The sequence below is a fragment of the Arthrobacter sp. FW305-BF8 genome, from assembly GCF_021789315.1.
Taxonomy (GTDB): domain Bacteria; phylum Actinomycetota; class Actinomycetes; order Actinomycetales; family Micrococcaceae; genus Arthrobacter.
Window position 1 is genome coordinate 415,525 of sequence record NZ_CP084561.1, and the last position, 16,480, is coordinate 432,004.

Annotated in this window: 15 protein-coding genes; 11 read left to right on the top strand and 4 right to left on the bottom strand. The window is 66.9% G+C overall.

Annotated features, from left to right (window positions below; all coding sequences use genetic code 11):
- Nucleotides 1-2 precede the first annotated feature (2 nt).
- From LFT45_RS01880 to dhaM, 8 genes are all read left to right on the top strand, one after another.
- Nucleotides 3-188 (top strand): hypothetical protein, encoded by a 186-nt coding sequence (locus LFT45_RS01880; RefSeq protein ID WP_236806263.1) that lies wholly within the window; start codon nt 3-5, stop codon nt 186-188.
- 137 nt (nt 189-325) lie between these two features.
- A complete protein-coding gene (locus tag LFT45_RS01885; protein ID WP_236806264.1) occupies nt 326-652 on the top strand; it encodes a histone-like nucleoid-structuring protein Lsr2 in 327 nt (108 codons plus the stop codon).
- A gap of 487 nt (nt 653-1,139) precedes the next feature.
- Nucleotides 1,140-3,632 carry an ATP-dependent Clp protease ATP-binding subunit gene (locus LFT45_RS01890; protein ID WP_111903217.1) on the top strand — a complete coding sequence of 831 codons (2,493 nt, stop codon included), beginning with the start codon at nt 1,140-1,142 and terminating at the stop codon, nt 3,630-3,632.
- Nucleotides 3,633-3,809: 177 nt separating this feature from the next.
- Nucleotides 3,810-5,930 carry a S9 family peptidase gene (locus LFT45_RS01895; RefSeq protein WP_236806265.1) on the top strand — a complete coding sequence of 707 codons (2,121 nt, stop codon included), beginning with the start codon at nt 3,810-3,812 and terminating at the stop codon, nt 5,928-5,930.
- Between the two features lie 44 nt (nt 5,931-5,974).
- Nucleotides 5,975-6,484 (top strand): amino-acid N-acetyltransferase, encoded by a 510-nt coding sequence (locus LFT45_RS01900; protein WP_236806266.1) that lies wholly within the window; start codon nt 5,975-5,977, stop codon nt 6,482-6,484.
- A 226-nt stretch (nt 6,485-6,710) separates the two neighbouring features.
- The gene (dhaK, locus tag LFT45_RS01905) at nt 6,711-7,712 is read left to right on the top strand and encodes a dihydroxyacetone kinase subunit DhaK (protein ID WP_236806267.1); all 1,002 of its coding nucleotides are present in this window, start codon (nt 6,711-6,713) and stop codon (nt 7,710-7,712) included.
- Nucleotides 7,713-7,714: 2 nt separating this feature from the next.
- A complete protein-coding gene (dhaL, locus tag LFT45_RS01910) occupies nt 7,715-8,341 on the top strand; it encodes a dihydroxyacetone kinase subunit DhaL (RefSeq protein WP_236806268.1) in 627 nt (208 codons plus the stop codon).
- The gene (dhaM, locus tag LFT45_RS01915) at nt 8,338-9,084 is read left to right on the top strand and encodes a dihydroxyacetone kinase phosphoryl donor subunit DhaM (protein WP_236806269.1); all 747 of its coding nucleotides are present in this window, start codon (nt 8,338-8,340) and stop codon (nt 9,082-9,084) included. The genes dhaL and dhaM overlap by 4 nt, the downstream gene beginning before the upstream one ends.
- Nucleotides 9,085-9,114: 30 nt before the next feature.
- Here dhaM and LFT45_RS01920 read toward each other — a convergent pair whose 3' ends face one another.
- The 3 genes from LFT45_RS01920 to LFT45_RS01930 all read right to left on the bottom strand — a co-directional run bounded on the left by LFT45_RS01920 (nt 9,115) and on the right by LFT45_RS01930 (nt 11,197).
- Nucleotides 9,115-9,591, bottom strand: coding sequence for a hypothetical protein (locus tag LFT45_RS01920; protein WP_336885597.1), 477 nt, complete (start codon nt 9,589-9,591; stop codon nt 9,115-9,117).
- Nucleotides 9,592-9,747: 156 nt separating this feature from the next.
- Entirely contained in the window at nt 9,748-10,584 is an 837-nt protein-coding gene (locus LFT45_RS01925) for an A/G-specific adenine glycosylase (RefSeq protein WP_236808839.1), read from the bottom strand.
- Between the two features lie 166 nt (nt 10,585-10,750).
- Entirely contained in the window at nt 10,751-11,197 is a 447-nt protein-coding gene (locus LFT45_RS01930; RefSeq protein WP_236806271.1) for a hypothetical protein, read from the bottom strand.
- Nucleotides 11,198-11,478: 281 nt separating this feature from the next.
- Between LFT45_RS01930 and LFT45_RS01935 the strand changes: the two genes are divergently transcribed.
- A complete protein-coding gene (locus LFT45_RS01935; RefSeq protein WP_336885598.1) occupies nt 11,479-12,081 on the top strand; it encodes a hypothetical protein in 603 nt (200 codons plus the stop codon).
- A gap of 5 nt (nt 12,082-12,086) precedes the next feature.
- Here the strand turns inward: LFT45_RS01935 and disA are convergent, their stop codons facing one another.
- Nucleotides 12,087-13,163: a DNA integrity scanning diadenylate cyclase DisA gene (gene disA / locus LFT45_RS01940; RefSeq protein WP_236806273.1), complete on the bottom strand. Its 1,077-nt coding sequence runs from the start codon at nt 13,161-13,163 to the stop codon at nt 12,087-12,089.
- A gap of 328 nt (nt 13,164-13,491) precedes the next feature.
- On the opposite strand from disA, the gene LFT45_RS01945 reads away from it, so the two are divergent.
- Together LFT45_RS01945 and LFT45_RS01950 are read left to right on the top strand one after the other, a co-directional pair.
- Nucleotides 13,492-15,105, top strand: a complete 1,614-nt coding sequence (locus LFT45_RS01945; protein WP_236806274.1) for a peptide chain release factor 3 — start codon at nt 13,492-13,494, stop codon at nt 15,103-15,105.
- Between the two features lie 146 nt (nt 15,106-15,251).
- On the top strand, nt 15,252-16,436 hold the full coding sequence (locus LFT45_RS01950; protein ID WP_236808841.1) for a beta-ketoacyl-[acyl-carrier-protein] synthase family protein: 1,185 nt from the start codon (nt 15,252-15,254) through the stop codon (nt 16,434-16,436).
- Nucleotides 16,437-16,480: the final 44 nt, after the last annotated feature.

The window sequence follows — 16,480 nt, forward strand, 5'->3', positions numbered from 1 at the left end:
TGATGGACTATGTCGCAGTGCTGCTGCCCTCGCTGGTGGTCGGCCTGATCTTCTGGTTCGCCATGAAGTCGATCTTTAACGCGGACAAGGCCGAACGGCAGGCCGAAGCCCGCGCACAGGCTGAGGCTGACGCGCAGGCGGCTGCCGGAGATGATTCTCCCGAGCCGACCACTGAATCAGACAAATAACAGGCGACTTTTAATACCGCCGGTTATCCCCAAGGAACCATTGCATGTTTTGACGCGTTCCCTTATTGGGGGAGATACTTCAGGTGGATACATCCTGCTTATCTGATTACACGTCCTTTCCAAAAGAGAGATTTTTGATGGCACAGAAAGTCAATATCGTCCTTGTGGACGATCTGGATGGGGGATCTGCGGACGAAACCGTTCGCTTCGGCCTGGATGGCGTCGGTTATGAAATTGACCTGTCCTCAGCCAATGCTTCAGAACTGCGGTCATCACTGGAACGCTTTGTTTCAGCGGGCCGGAAAACGTCCGGCGGCCGGCCTGCCCGTGCCAAGGCAACGGGCGGACGCAACCAGGACTCAGCCCAGATACGCCAGTGGGCGCGGGACCACGGTTACACCGTAAACGCGCGCGGCCGTATTCAGGCAGAAATCCAGGAAGCCTACCAAAAGGCCAATTCCTAGCCCGGTGACCTGACAACCAGTTAGTGCACAAAACGTTCTGAGCATATGTGCGGCGCCCCCGGTTGACGGGGGCGCTGCGCTTTAACCGGCCGTTGCCAGTCGCATAAATCAGAACCACTGTTATTCAGAACCGCCAGCCGAACGGGGAATCCGGTCCGCCGGGCAGCGGCATCCGACAATGCCCCCCGGCCGAAAATCCTGCCCCGCGGCAATCCGGTGCTTTTACATCACCGGCGTGCAAGCTAATCCGGGCCCAGGGAACATTCCGCGGCGGTGATTTCGGACACCCTGCATAGTGAAACGGTAAATGGCGCACTGGCGGCACCCGGATGCTATTTGCGTGCTCTCCGGCATTGCGCCGCAAGTCCGGCACGGCAGCTGCGTGGACCTGCGCAAGGCCCCCGGTTTCCCCTGTGGCGAACAAGCTCCCCAAGTCAGGCTTCGCCCACGTAGCATCAAAGTACGTCGTAGCTAGGAGTGTGGCGAAATGTTTGAGCGATTTACGGACCGTGCCCGTCGCGTAGTTGTGCTTGCCCAAGAAGAGGCACGCATGCTGAACCACAATTACATTGGTACCGAACACATCCTCTTGGGTCTGATCCATGAGGGTGAGGGCGTTGCCGCCAAAGCTCTTGAGTCCTTGAGCATTTCGCTCGACGGCGTCCGCGAGCAGGTGCAGGAGATCATCGGCCAGGGCCAGCAGGCTCCCTCGGGCCATATCCCCTTCACGCCGCGTGCAAAGAAGGTGCTGGAGCTCTCGCTGCGCGAAGCCCTGCAGCTTGGCCACAACTACATCGGCACGGAGCACATCCTGCTGGGACTCATCCGCGAGGGTGAGGGCGTGGCAGCCCAGGTGCTGGTGAAGCTCGGTGCCGACCTGAACCGGGTCCGCCAGCAGGTCATCCAGCTGCTCTCCGGCTACCAGGGCAAAGAGACCACGGGCGCCGGCGTCGGCCAGAGCCAAGCAGAGGGTACTCCCGCCGGCTCTGTTGTGCTGGACCAGTTCGGCCGGAACCTGACGCAGGCTGCCCGCGAGAACAAGCTGGACCCTGTAATCGGACGCGAGCAGGAAATGGAACGCGTCATGCAGGTCCTGTCCCGCCGCACCAAGAACAACCCTGTGCTGATCGGCGAGCCCGGCGTCGGTAAGACCGCCGTCGTCGAGGGCCTGGCCCAGGCGATCGTGCGCGGCGACGTGCCGGAGACCATCAAGGACAAGCAGCTCTACACGCTGGACCTTGGCTCCCTCGTGGCCGGCTCCCGCTACCGTGGTGACTTCGAAGAGCGCCTGAAGAAGGTCCTCAAGGAGATCCGCACCCGCGGCGACATCATCCTCTTCATCGACGAGATCCACACCCTCGTGGGTGCCGGTGCCGCCGAAGGCGCCATCGACGCGGCCTCGATCCTGAAGCCGATGCTGGCCCGCGGCGAGCTGCAGACCATCGGTGCCACCACGTTGGACGAGTACCGCAAGCACATCGAGAAGGACGCCGCCCTCGAGCGCCGCTTCCAGCCCATCCAGGTCAAGGAGCCGTCGGTTGCGCACGCAATCGAGATCCTCAAGGGCCTGCGGGACCGCTACGAGGCGCACCACCGCGTCACCATCACCGACGGCGCCCTCGCCTCGGCCGCGAACCTGTCCGAACGCTACATCTCGGACCGGTTCCTCCCGGACAAGGCGATCGACCTCATCGACGAAGCCGGAGCCCGGCTCCGCATCCGCCGCATGACCGCTCCGCCGGAGCTCAAGGAGATGGACGAGCGCATCTCCGAGCTGAAGATGGAGAAGGAGTCCGCAATTGACGCGCAGGACTTCGAAGGTGCTGCCGCGCTGCGCGACAAGGAGCAGAAGCTCATCACCGAGCGCTCCGAGAAGGAACGCCACTGGAAGACCGGCGGCATGGACGACATCTCGGAAGTGGACGAGGACCTGATCGCCGAAGTCCTCGCGAATTCCACGGGCATTCCGGTCTTCAAGCTGACCGAGGAAGAATCCTCGCGCCTGCTGAAGATGGAAGACGAGCTGCACAAGCGCGTCGTCGGCCAGGACGAGGCCATCAAGGCGCTGTCCCAGGCAATCCGCCGCACGCGTGCAGGCCTGAAGGACCCGAAGCGTCCGGGCGGTTCGTTTATCTTCGCCGGCCCCACCGGCGTCGGCAAGACCGAACTCGCCAAGGCCCTCGCGGAGTTCCTGTTCGGTGAAGAGGACGCCCTCATCACGCTGGACATGTCCGAGTACTCCGAGAAGCACACGGTGTCGCGCCTCTTCGGTGCCCCTCCGGGCTACGTCGGCTACGAAGAGGGCGGGCAGCTGACCGAGAAGGTCCGCCGCCGTCCGTTCTCCGTGGTGCTGTTCGACGAAGTTGAAAAGGCGCACGCGGACCTCTTCAACTCGCTGCTGCAGATCCTGGAAGACGGCCGCCTGACCGACTCCCAGGGCCGCGTGGTGGACTTCAAGAACACCGTGATCATCATGACCACCAACCTCGGAACCCGGGACATCTCCAAGAGCGTCGCCACCGGCTTCCAGTCCGGCACGGACACCCAGACCGGCTACAATCGGATGCGCGCCCGGGTCACGGAGGAGCTCAAGCAGCACTTCCGCCCCGAGTTCCTCAACCGTGTTGACGACGTCGTGGTGTTCCCGCAGCTGACGCAGGACGAGATCATCGAGATCGTGGACATGTTCGTGACGCGCCTGGAGAAGCGCCTCAAGGACAAGGACATGGGCATCGAGCTGACCAAGACAGCCAAGGTACTCCTGGCCACCCGCGGCTACGATCCCGCCATGGGTGCCCGGCCGCTGCGCCGCACCATCCAGCGCGAGATCGAGGACCAGCTCTCGGAGAAGATCCTCTTCGGCGAGCTGCACCCCGGCGACATCGTGGTGGTGGATGTGGACGGCGAAGGCGACGACGCGAAGTTCACCTTCGCGGGCAACGCCAAGCCGCGCATCCCGGAAATCGCCCCGAGCGCCTAGCACGAGGCGCCCGGCACCCAGCCGCACTCCAGCGCCAAAAGGCCCCGCCAGCCCCCGAAAGGGAGCCGGCGGGGCCTTTTGCTTGCGCTCCCGCCGGTAGAGGTTGTGCTGAAAGTACTGGTTCACCGATAGTGAACCCTCCTGTGATCCAGAGCACCGGCGGTGTTGAATCGGCACATGTCAACTGAAGATGCAGCGATCCTGCGTGAGCAACCGGCGACCCCTTTCCACGACCTCGACCACTACCTGGCGATCCCGCGCGTCAGTGGCCTGGCCCTCAGCCCTGACGGCCAGCGGCTGGTAACGACGGTCGCCACGCTGAACAGCAAGGGCACCGAATACGGCACGGCGCTGTGGGAGCTGGATCCGGCGGGCGGGAAGCAGGCCCGCCGGATCACCCGCAGCGCCAAGGGCGAAGCCGGCGCCGCGTTCGCGGCCAACGGCGACGTCTACTTCACGTCCGCCAGGCCCGATCCGGACCGCGAGGCCGACGGCGATCCCGTCAAGGCGCTCTGGGTGCTCCCCGCAGGTGGCGGCGAGGCCCGCGTGGTGTTGTCGCGGGCTGGCGGCGTGGACAAGGTCATTGCGGCCAGGGACGCCAACGCTGCCTTCGTCACCGCGTCCGTTCTTGCCGGCTCCGGCGACGAGGAGGCCGACGCCGAGCGCCGCAAGAGCCGCAAGGACAACAAGGTGGCGGCCATCCTGCACAGCGAGTATCCGGTGCGGTACTGGGACGCGGACCTGGGCCCTGCCCAGCCGCGGCTCTTCTCGGTGGAGCCGGGGCCCGAGCCGGAATCCGGCAAGCCCGCCACCGTGGACAGCGCGGCGCCGCTCACCCTTCGCAACCTCACCCCGGAAGCGGGTTCCCGCCTCCGGGAGGCCGTCTCGGTGGCCAGCCCGGACGGAAAGACCATCTACACGAGCCTGGTGAAGCCGCTGCCGAAGGCGGACCTGCGCTCGGTCCTCGTGGCCATCGACGTCGCCACAGGCACGCAGCGGGTCCTCCTCGACGAGGAGGGCATGAACTACTTCCCCGGCCCGGTCAGCCCCGACGGCGGCCTGCTCGCCGTCGTCAGTGAAAGCGACACAACGCCGCAGCAGGCGCCGCAGGTCAGGCTGCATCTCCTCGATGTCTCCGGGGAAGCCGGTCCGGAGGACCTGCAGCCCCTGGCACACGAATGGGACCGCTGGCCCCACCCCGAAGCGTGGCTGCCGGACGGCTCTGCCCTCCTGGTCACGGCAGACGACGACGGCGCGTCGCCGGTTTTCAGTGTTTCCGTTGCGGCAGGTGCCGCCCGGGGGAGTGTCACCCGGGTGACACCGGACGCAGCGGCCTACACCGACGTCGTCGTTTCACCCGACGGCCGCAGCGCCTATGCGCTGCGGAGCTCGTACGAGTTCCCCGCCGAGCCCGTCCGGATCGACCTCGCCAGCGGGAACGTCACGCGGTTGCCGTCCCCGGCGGAACGGCCGCAAACCGAGGGGTCGCTGGAGCGGGTGGAGGCGACAGCGGCTGACGGCACCCGCGTGCCCGCCTACCTGGCACTGCCGGCCGGCGCCTCCGCCGAGAGCCCCGCGCCCCTGCTGCTGTGGATCCACGGCGGACCGCTGGGATCCTGGAATGCCTGGACCTGGCGGTGGAACCCGTGGCTGCTCACCGCCCGCGGGTACGCTGTCCTGCTGCCGGACCCCGCCCTGTCCACGGGCTACGGCCAGGACTACATCCAGCGGGGCTGGGGCGGCTGGGGCAAGGCGCCGTTTACGGATCTTATGGCCATCACGGACGCTGTGGTGCAGCGGCCGGACATCGATGAAAGCCGCACTGCCGCGATGGGTGGCTCCTTTGGCGGCTACATGGCCAACTGGGTGGCCGGGCAGACGGACCGCTTCAGGGCGATCGTCACCCATGCCAGCCTGTGGGCGCTGGACCAGTTCGGGCCCACCACCGACGCGTCGCAGTACTGGCTCAAGGAGATGACGGCGGAGATGGCGCTGGAGAACTCCCCGCACCTGCATGTCGAGAAGATCCGGACGCCCATGCTGGTCATCCACGGTGACAAGGACTACCGGGTGCCCATTGGGGAGGGCCTGCGGCTCTGGTACGAGCTGTTATCCAAGTCCCAGCTCGCGTCCGACGAGAACGGGCAGACCAGCCACCGGTTCCTCTTCTACCCCGACGAGAACCACTGGATCCTGCAGCCGCAGCACGCCAAGATCTGGTACGGCGTGGTTGAACACTTCCTGGCCAGGAACGTCCTGGGCAAGGACATCGAGCTGCCCGCGGATCTGGGCCTCTGACCTCCCGCCGGAGGTGGCCGGGGCCGCCGCCGTAAGATGGGGCTGTGACTGACTCCTTCACCGTTCGCCCTGCCCGGACCAGCGATGTGGCTGCCATCAAGAAACTGGTGGCGCCGCTGGCGGAAGAGCGAATACTGATGGCCAAGGAGACGGTGGCCTATTACGAGAGCCTGCAGGAGTTCCTGATAGCCGAGTCGGCGGACGGCGAGGTCATCGGCTGCGGAGCCCTGCACGTCATGTGGGAGGACCTCGCGGAAGTCCGCACCCTTGCCGCCTCAGATGCCTGGCGGGGCAGGGGAGTGGGGCACGTCCTCGTCGAGAGTCTCCTGAAGCAGGCCGCCGCGCTGGGCGTTTCGCGGGTGTTCTGCCTGACCTTCGAGGTCGATTTTTTCAAGCGGCACGGTTTCGAGGTCATGGCGGACCAGTCGGCCGTGGACCCGCAGGTGTACTCCGAGCTGTTGCGCTCGCACGACGAAGGTGTGGCGGAGTTCCTGGACCTTGCGCGCGTGAAGCCCAACACGCTGGGCAACACGCGGATGATCAAGGCTCTCTAGAGCCTGCCCGGATCTCCGCGGGGCCGCGCTCAGCGCGGCTTTGCCGCCCCGTAACAGTCCTTTCGTTTTATACATTTGCTGGATAAACTCTTGGGAGCCGGAAGGGACAGCATTGGGGGCTGTCCCTTCCGCCGTTTCCGAACTACCGCGCAGCAGGTGCCGGTAGTAGGGTCAAAGCACATCCTGACCGATGCCAATAAAAGGACCGAGAGCCCAGGAGCCGGCCGTGAAAAAGCTCATCAATGACCCGCGCGCTGTTGTGGATGAATCCGTGGAGGGATTCGGCCTAGCCCATGCAGACCTAGTGACAGTCAGTGCCGATCCGAAGTACGTCACCCGCAAGGACGCCCCCGTTGCCGGCAAGGTCGGCCTGGTGTCCGGCGGCGGCAGCGGACATGAACCGCTCCACGCCGGATTTGTGGGGCGTGGCATGCTCGACGCCGCTGTTCCCGGCGCCGTCTTCACCTCACCGACCCCCGACCAGATCATTCCGGCCACGCTCGCCGTGAACTCCGGTGCAGGGGTGGTCCACATCGTGAAGAACTACACCGGCGACGTTCTGAACTTCGAAACGGCGGCCGAGATGGCCCAGGCCGAGGGCGTGGAAGTCCGCACCGTGCTCGTCAACGACGACGTTGCGGTGGAGGATTCGCTGTACACGGCCGGCCGCAGGGGCGTGGGCGGCACGGTCCTGGTGGAGAAGATCGCCGGGGCCGCGGCCGAGCGCGGTGACGACCTCGACGCGGTGGCGGCCATCGGTGACCGTGTGAACCAGAACGTGCGGACCATGGGCGTCGCGCTCTCGGCCTGCACGGTGCCCCATGCCGGCACCCCGAGCTTCGACCTCGAGGACAACGAGATCGAAATCGGCATCGGCATCCACGGTGAGCCGGGCCGGCACAAGATCGCCATGGAAAGCGCCGATGGCATCACCAGCCGCCTGCTGGAACCGATCCTCAGCGACCTCGGAACGGCGCCGGGGGAGAAGGTGCTCCTGTTCGTCAACGGCATGGGTGGGACGCCGCTGAGTGAGCTGTACATCGTCTACCGCCGGGCCGCGCAGATCCTGGCGGAGCGGGGCCTCACGGTGGAGCGTTCCCTGGTGGGGAATTACATCACGTCCCTCGAGATGCAGGGCTGTTCCGTCTCGGTGCTGCGGCTCGACGGCGAAATGACAGCCCTTTGGGATGCGCCCGTGCACACGCCGGCTCTCCGGTGGGGCGTGTAGCGGTGGGGCTAGACGTGACCTGGGCCGTCAAATGGCTGACGCTGTCGGCGCAGGCAATGGCGGAGCACAGGGTGGAACTCATCGAGCTGGACAGGGCCATCGGCGACTCTGACCACGGCGAAAACATGGACCGCGGCTTCCAGGCGGTGCTCGACAAGCTCGCCGAGAGTCCTCCCGAAACCCCCGGCGCCGCGCTCAAGCTGACGGCCATGGCGTTGATGTCGAAGGTCGGCGGGGCTGCCGGCCCGCTCTACGGCACGGCATTCCTGCGGGCCGCAACCACGCTGGGCGATGCCGCGTACATCGACGCGGCAGCGCTCGCCGCCGCGCTCACCGCGGCGCGGGACGGCATCGTGGCCAGGGGGAAGGCCGAGGCGGGCGACAAGACGATGGTTGATGCCTGGACCCCTGCCGTTGACGCAGCCGCAGCGGCAGCGGCCGACGGCGACACGCTGGCGGTCCTGATCGCCGCGGCGGAGGCTGCCGAGGCCGGCGCCGTGGCCACTGATCCGCTGGTGGCGCGCAAGGGCAGGGCCAGCTACCTCGGGGAGCGAAGTGCCGGCCACCGGGACCCCGGGGCCGCTTCAAGTGCCCTCATCCTTCGCGCCGCTGCGGGAGCCGCCGCATGACGGTGCGGATCGTGGTGGTTTCGCACAGTGACAAGATTGCCGACGGCGCCGTGGAGCTCGCGGCCCAGATGGCGCCGGACGTGATGATGGTGCCGGCCGGTGGAACGTCGGACGGCCGGATCGGCACCAGCATGGAAAAGGTAATGGCGGCGCTGGAAACCGCTGCCGGGGGCGATGGTGTGGTGGTGCTGACCGATCTGGGCTCGGCCGTGATGACCGCGGAATCGGCCATGGAATTCGCCGAGGGCAGCGGCACCGTGCTCCTCGCCGACGCCCCGATCATCGAGGGCCTCGTGGCGGCAGCGGTGGCGGCCCAGGGAGGAGCCAGCGTTCATGCTGTCCGGCGTGCAGCCGAGGCCACCCATGGCTATCCCGCGCCGCGGCCCAAGGCAGAGAATTACCCGGCCGCCGCCACCGCCGGTAAGCAGCCCGGTAAGCAGCCCGCCGCCCATGGCCCGGCCTCGGATGAACCGGAAGCCCTGGCCCCGGATGCCAGCGGGGACTTCGAGCTCGTCAACCTCGCAGGCATGCATGCCCGGCCCGCCGCCAAGATAGCCGGCGGCCTGTCTGCGTTGGATGCGGACGTGACCGTGAACGGAGTGGACGGCGCCTCCATGACCGGCCTGATGACGCTGGGTGCCGGCAAGGGATCGGTGCTACACGTGGAAGCGTACGGACCCGACGCCGAGCGCGCGGTGGCGTATGTGGCGGGGCTGGTACGGGACGGATTCGGGGAACCCTGAGAGGGTTCCGGCAGTCTGGGTTCAGGCAGGCTACCTGTCCTGCCTGAGGCCCGCCGCATCCAGCACCACGGAAGCCGAGACAAACCGTCCGCACTGCTCGCCGAACGGGTAGCTGGCCCTGGGGGCGAAGGTCAGCGTGCGCACGGGCAGCGGCTTGCCGCTGGCGGACCGCCCACTGGCCGTGACGTTGATCGGGGACTCGCCCAGCCTGTCCAGATTCAGCATTCCCCGTCGCGTGCCGTCCGGCTTGGCGGTTGCCGCGCACACGGCATCGGGTTTGGAAGCATCGGCGCAGCCCAAGTCAACAGGTACTGAGCCTGCCACGAGCTCGAGCGTGTCGTCTTTGCACTTGCCATCCTGGCAGGCTTTCACATGAAGCGTCTTCACTTCGGGGGCGTAGCCTGCGGCCACCGTGACCGCGACCCCGGACACCTGGCCGACAGCCGGGCACGCCGTTTCGAAGGCATGGCACCCCGAGAGGAGTGCCGTCGTCGTGATTGTGGCCAAAAGTACCCCTGTCTTGCCCATACTTCAGGGTAGATCCGGCGTGCCGAAGGGGACCCGGCGGGGCCAAAACTGGTGCCCTCATCGTTACCCGGTCCGTGCCGTGGGTGCCTAATTGAGACCAAAACCGTGCGGCAGGTGCCAGTCCGGGCGAAGCAGTCAGGCCGGCAGCCGGTACCCGCCATGGTGCAGTTCGGCCAGGCCATCCGCCAGGAGGCCGGCCAGCGCCCGTTCCAGCTGCTCCGGCGCGCAGTTCAACCGGTGCAGGGCGGCCAGCGGCACGCCGATGCCGGCGGCTTCGAACCCGAGGTCGGCGGGTGCCTGCTGGAACATCTCCGCGGGCACCGGCGCGTCCGCCAGCCGAAGGACGGCCATCACACCGCCGCGGACCTGCCGGTCTGTGCCGTGCCATGTTTGGCCCTTGGGGGTGTACGACGGCGGCGGCTCGCCGGCGGCGAGCCAGGCGCACCGGTCGCGGACGGGGCACGCGGCGCACTTGGGTGCCCGGGCCGTGCACACCAGCGCCCCCAGCTCCATGACTGAAGCGTTCCAGCGGACGGAACTGCCGGCGTCGGTCGGCAGCAGCTCCGCGGCAAGCCGCATTTCCGCGGCCGTCAGGGCCGGGGCTGGCAGTGCGGAGCCGGAAAAGAGCCGCGCGTGGACTCTGCGGATGTTGGTGTCGACCACCGTCTCGCGGCGCCCAAAGGCGAAAGCGGCGACGGCGGCCGCCGTATAGCTGCCCACACCTGGCAGTCCGAGCAACTCGGCGTAGTCCTGCGGGACCCTGCCGCCGTGGTCTCCTTCGATGGCGACTGCGGCAGCGTGCAGCCTCAGCGCGCGCCGCGGATAGCCCAGCCGGCCCCAGGCACGGACGGCCTCACCGGCGGGTTCCAGTGCCAGCGCTGCGGGCTCCGGCCACCGGCGCAGCCACTCTTCCCAGACCGGCAGCACACGGACCACGGGGGTCTGCTGCAGCATGATCTCGCTGACCAGCACGCCCCAGGGGGAGCAGCCGGGCGAGCGCCACGGCAAGTCCCGGGCTTCGGCGTCGAACCAGTCCTCCAGTGAGGAGTGGACGTCCGTCAGGTCGGGGTAATCGGCTGTGGTTTTGATGCCAATACTCTAGTTGAAAACCCCGACGGCGGTTTCCGGCCAGGGATCGTCAGCTGGCCTCCTTCTGCGCGGGAGGCAGTCCTTCCTGCCGTGCGGGCAGCCGCCGCACATGGCCGTGCAAAGTTTCGCCGCCGCGGCCGTTGGGCGCCGGAACAGCAAGGGCCACCACGAAGCTGGCGCTGTCCGGATCCACTGAGCGGATGGTCAGGCTGCGCGTTCCCTCCGGTATCGAGGGCGCAAAGAACTGCAGCTGGCGGGTGCCGACGGTGGCCACCTCATCCAGCTTGTACTCTGTGCCGAAGTGGTCATGGATAACGATTTCGGGGGTTTGCGGCTCGTCGTCATTGACTGAGGCGAGATGCAGGTTCACCAGGATCCCGGTGTCCCAGATCTCAACCGCAAGCACCGTGAACGCTGTCCCCTGGCTCTGATGTTTGCCAAACGTCAGCGGCAGAAGAACGCGTTCGAGGTGACCGCCAGACACGTGATCTACCATCAGTGGTCCTCTCCAACTCGGCCCGGTAAGTGGTATCCGGGATTCAATTTTAGTAAGTGTGCTGACAGTTGTCACCCGAATTTGAGTCACGAATTGGACATGGTGGGGCGATGGCGGCGTGGTGGTGCAGCAGAAAGCCGGCCGTTCCTTAGCCTAGAAGGATGGGCAGGCAAGACACTCCGAACTCCGGCGCGGGCCGGAACCGGTCACCGCAACCGGCGGCACAGAAAACGGCTTCCGGGAAAACGGGGCCCCGTGGGGGCCGTAAGCCGGGCCCCGCCGTGTACCGCCGTCGTCGGCTTTTTGCCGGAGTGGCGCTGCTGCTGGTCCTGGGCCTGATCGCCGGCGGTGTCGCAACGGTAACCAGCCTCCTCGGCGGCGCCCAGCAGGTGTCAGCGCAGGACTCCTCGCAGGGTTCCTCAACGCCGGGCAGCACCGCGCAGCCGGGGGCAACGCCTTCGGCCAGCCCTTCTGCAACCCCCTCCGCCTCGCCCGCGTGCGAACAGAAGCTCGTGACGGTCAAGGCGGCCACCAACAAGACGTCCTACGCCGCAGACGAGAAGCCGGTGCTGAGCCTCACGGTCACCAACGGCGGAAAGCTTCCCTGCAAGGTGAACATCGGGACGTCGCAGATGGACTTCCTGGTCACCAGCGGCTCGGACCGCGTCTTCTCCTCCGCCGACTGCCAGGCCGCCAGCACTGACCTGGTCAAGACCATTGCGCCCGGCAAGAGTGAAACGGCGAACTTCCCGTGGCCGCGCAACCGTTCCGTGCAGGGCTGCGAGGCGGTGCCGGACGGCGCGGTTGCCGGCAGCGGGTACTACGTGTTCATCGCGAAGCTTGGCGCCAAGGTCAGCCCGCCGACGGCCTTCCAGCTCAGCTGACGGGGTTAGAGGAAGCGGTCCAGCAGGCTGGCTTCAGCCATCCGGCTGAGGCCCTCGCGCACCGTGCGGGCACGCTGGTCGCCGATCCCGTCCACGGTCATCAGGTCGTCAATGGTCGCAGCCATGAGGTACTGCAGCCCGCCGAAGTGGTCCACGAGCCTGTCCGCGACGGCCTTCGGCACGGCCTTGAGCCCGGACAGGAGCCGGTAGCCCCGCGGCTGCACCACGGCGTCGAGGGTGTCCACACCGCCGGCGAAGCCGATGATTCCGGCGATTTTGCTGAGGTCGATCAGTTCGGTGGGGCCGAGGTTGAGGAGTGCGCTGACGGCGCCGTCGATGTCCTCCGGGGATGCGTTCGGCCCGGCGTAGTCGCGGATGATGATGTCGCTGCCCGGGCCGCGGCCCACCGTGAGCTCGTCCAGTTGGAGGGAGAGCAGCCTGCCGTCCTCGCCGAGCTCCAGCACATATTGCGAGATTTCCTCGGAGATCCGGCGCACCATCTCCTGGCGCTGCAGGGTCACGGCCACATCGCGGACGGTCACCATGGCCTCAATCTCCAGGGCGGAGAGCGAGCTGGTCACCTGGTCCAGCCGCGAACGGTAGCGCTCCAGTGTGGCCAGGGCCTGGTTGGCGCGGGCCAGGACCTTTTCGGAGCCCTCGAGCACATGCCGCAGCCCGTTGACGTACAGGGCGATGATCTGCATGGACTGGCTTACCGATATGACCGGGACGCCTGTCTGGATGGCCACGCGTTCCGCGGTCCGGTGCCGGGTGCCCGATTCCTGCGTTTCGATGCTCGAGTCCGGGACGAGCTGGACTGCCGCCCGCAGGATGTTGCTGGCATCCTTGTCGCAAACAATGGCGCCGTCCATCTTGGCCAGTTCGCGGAGCCTCGTTGGTGAGAAGTCGATGCCGATGTCGAAGCCGCCGGAACAGATCGAGTCGATGGTCCGGTCCGAGCCCAGCACGATCAGCGCACCGGTGCGTCCGCGGAGAATGCGTTCCAGGCCGTCCCGCAGCGGGGTCCCCGGGGCCACCCTCCCCAAAGTCGCCTTGAGCGATTCTTCAGGGCTGCGAGCCATAAATATTCCCTTCAAAGGTGCAGGCGGGCCTGCAGGTTTGCCGGTTTTCGGTAGTCCGCCGGCAGGATCAAAAGTACTCGGTTTCCCGCATGCACCATCCTAGAGGTAGATTACCCCAGCAACCGCACGGGCAAGCCTTAAAGTGCCCCGTCGGGGTCCTGTGGAAAAGGCATCCGGAGTGCGTCCGACGGCGGCTGGCTCGGAGGCACTTTTGGCCCGCCTTCGGTGCGGATTCCGCCCCTGAGATAAACTTGAAGCCTTGGCTGGCAGGTTCCGCCGCCACCTTTTCCAATCAGGATCCCCCGCGGATCGCAGTGAAAGTAGCACCGTGTCCCAAGAAGTGCAGAGCCCCGCCCGAGTGCACGAGATCCACAAGCAGGCCTCCCGCCGCCGCACGTTCGCCGTCATCTCCCACCCGGACGCCGGCAAGTCCACGCTTACCGAGGCCCTCGCCCTGCACGCCAAGGTGATCGGCACCGCGGGCGCTTCCAGCGGCAAGGCCAACCGCAAGGAGACGGTCTCGGACTGGATGCAGATGGAGAAGGACCGCGGCATTTCCATCAGCTCGGCCGCCCTGCAGTTCTCCTACCGGGACACGGTGATCAACCTGCTGGACACCCCCGGCCACGCCGACTTCTCCGAGGACACCTACCGTGTGCTCGCCGCCGTCGACTGCGCCGTGATGCTCGTGGACGCGGCCAAGGGCCTTGAGACGCAGACCATGAAGCTGTTCGAGGTCTGCAAGCAGCGGAACCTTCCCATCATCACGGTCATCAACAAGTGGGACCGCCCGGGCCTGGATGCCCTGGCCCTCATGGACGAGATCACGGAGCGCACCGGGCTGCAACCGATGCCCCTGACCTGGGCCGTGGGCATCTCCGGCGATTTCCGCGGCGTCTGGGACCTGCGCAACGACAGGTTCGCGCGTTTCCAGCGGAACAACGCCGGCGCCAGCATCGCCCTCACCGAGTACTTCACTCCCGAAGAGGCCGCCGAAAGCCAGGGCGGCAACTGGACGGATGCTGTCGACGAGGCCGGCCTGGTCATCGAGTCCAACCTCGCCTTCGACGTCGAGAGCTTCCACGCGGGCAAGGCCACCCCCATCCTGTTCAGCTCCGCGGCGCTGAACTTCGGCGTCAAGGAACTTTTGGACGCCCTGGTGGACTTCGCCCCGCCGGCCGCGCCCCGGCCGGACATCGAGGGCACCCCGCGTGCCGTCGAGTCGCCGTTTTCCGGATTCGTGTTCAAGGTCCAGGCAGGCATGAACAAAGCCCACCGCGACCACGTTGCTTTTATCCGCGTCTGCTCCGGCGTGTTCGAGCGCGGCATGGTGGTCACCCAAACCCGCACCGGAAAGTCTTTCGCCACGAAGTACGCGCAGCAGGTTTTCGGCCGCGAACGCGAGGTCATTGACGAGGCCTACCCGGGCGACGTCGTGGGTCTGGTCAACGCGTCTTCGCTGCGGGTGGGGGACAGCCTGTTCCTTGAGGAAGCCGTGGAGTTCCCGGCCATTCCGCTGTTCGCTCCCGAGCACTTCCAGGTTGCCCGCTCCAAGGACCCCAGCCGCTTCAAGCAGTTCCGCCGCGGGATCGAGCAGCTTGAGCACGAGGGCGTCATCCAGGTGCTGCGCTCCGACGTCCGCGGTGACCAGGCGCCCGTGCTTGCCGCCGTCGGGCCCATGCAGTTCGAGGTGGTGGAGGACCGCATGGCGCACGACTTCAGCGCGCCGATGCGGCTGGAGCGCCTTCCGTACTCCATGGCCAGGATTTCGACGGCGGATGCCATGCCGGCGCTGGCCAACGTGCCGGGCGCCGAGGTGCTGCTGCGGTCCGACGGCGAATACCTGGCCCTCTTCAATGACGTCTGGGCCCTGCGCCGCATCGAGAAGAACCATCCGGACCTCACGCTGGTGCCTATCGGGACGCACAACCCCGCAAAGTAACTGCGCCAACGCGGGGCTCCGGCTCCCGAACGGTCTCCCAACCAACGAAGCAAGGTATCGCCGTGCCCACAAACCAGTCGTCTGCCGCAGCACCCGTTACAGGATCAACCAGTGCTTCAGGATCAACCAGTGTCGTCGTGACGGGCATGGGGTCCATGAACCCGCTCGGGGCCACCGTGGCCGAGACCTGGGAGGCCATGCTGGCCGGGCGCTCGGGTGTCACGGCGCTGGAGGACAGCTGGGCTGAAGCGCTACCGGTGCGCATTGCCGGCCGGGTCACCGCGGATTTGGGCGCGTTCCTCAGCACCCGCGAGTTGAAGCGGATGGATCGTTGCGGGCAGCTGGCGCTCGTTGCCTCCCGCGAAGCCTGGGAGCAGTCGGGTAAGCCGGACGTCGAGCCGGAGCGGTTGGCCGTCGTGATCGGCTCGGCCTACGGCGGCATGGACACCGTGCTCGCACAGGTCAGGGAACTGGACAATGGCGGTCCCCGCAAGGTTTCGCCACACACCCTGACCCGGCTCATGGTGAACGGACCATCCGCCTGGGTTTCCATCGACCTCGGCGCCAAGGGCGGGGCACGCACTCCGGTCAGCGCGTGTGCGTCCGGGGCCGAGGCGATTGCCCAGGGTGCCGACATGATCAGGTCCGGGGCCGTCGACGTCGTAATTGCCGGGGGCGTTGATGCCTCCGTCAATGACCTGATCATCAGCGGTTTCTCGCAGATCCGGGCGCTCTCCACCCGCAACGACGATCCGGAGCGGGCTTCACGGCCGTTCGACCGGGACCGCGACGGGTTCGTGCTGTCCGAAGGGGCGGGGATCGTGGTGCTGGAGAGCGAGGAACACGCGCGTGCCCGGGGCGCGAAAGTGCTGGGCGGCATAGCGGGGGCAGCCGTGACCTCGGACGCGAACGACATCGTGGCAGCCGACCCGGACATGCAGGTGCGGGTCATGGAGAAGGCCCTTGCCTCCGCCGGCCTCCGTGGGACGGACATCGGATTCGTGCACGCGCACGCCACCTCCACCCCCGTGGGCGACCGACTGGAGGCGCAGGCCATCAAGACCATTGCCGGCGACCAGGTCCCGGTGACCTCCACAAAGTCGCTCACCGGGCACCTGCTCGGCGGAGCGGGAGCCCTTGCCACCATCGCCACGCTGCAGGCTCTCCGGACCGGCGACCTGCCCGGCACATACAACGTGGCTGCCCTTGACCCCGAGGTGGACCTCAACGTGATCACCGGTACCGTCAGCGGCAGCACCGCGACGGCGGGACTCGTCAATGCCTTCGGGTTCGGCGGGCACAGCGCGGCCCTCGTGGTCACCCGCGCCTAACCGGGGAATGCCAAGAGCCCGGCCGCAGTCGCGCGGCCGGGCTC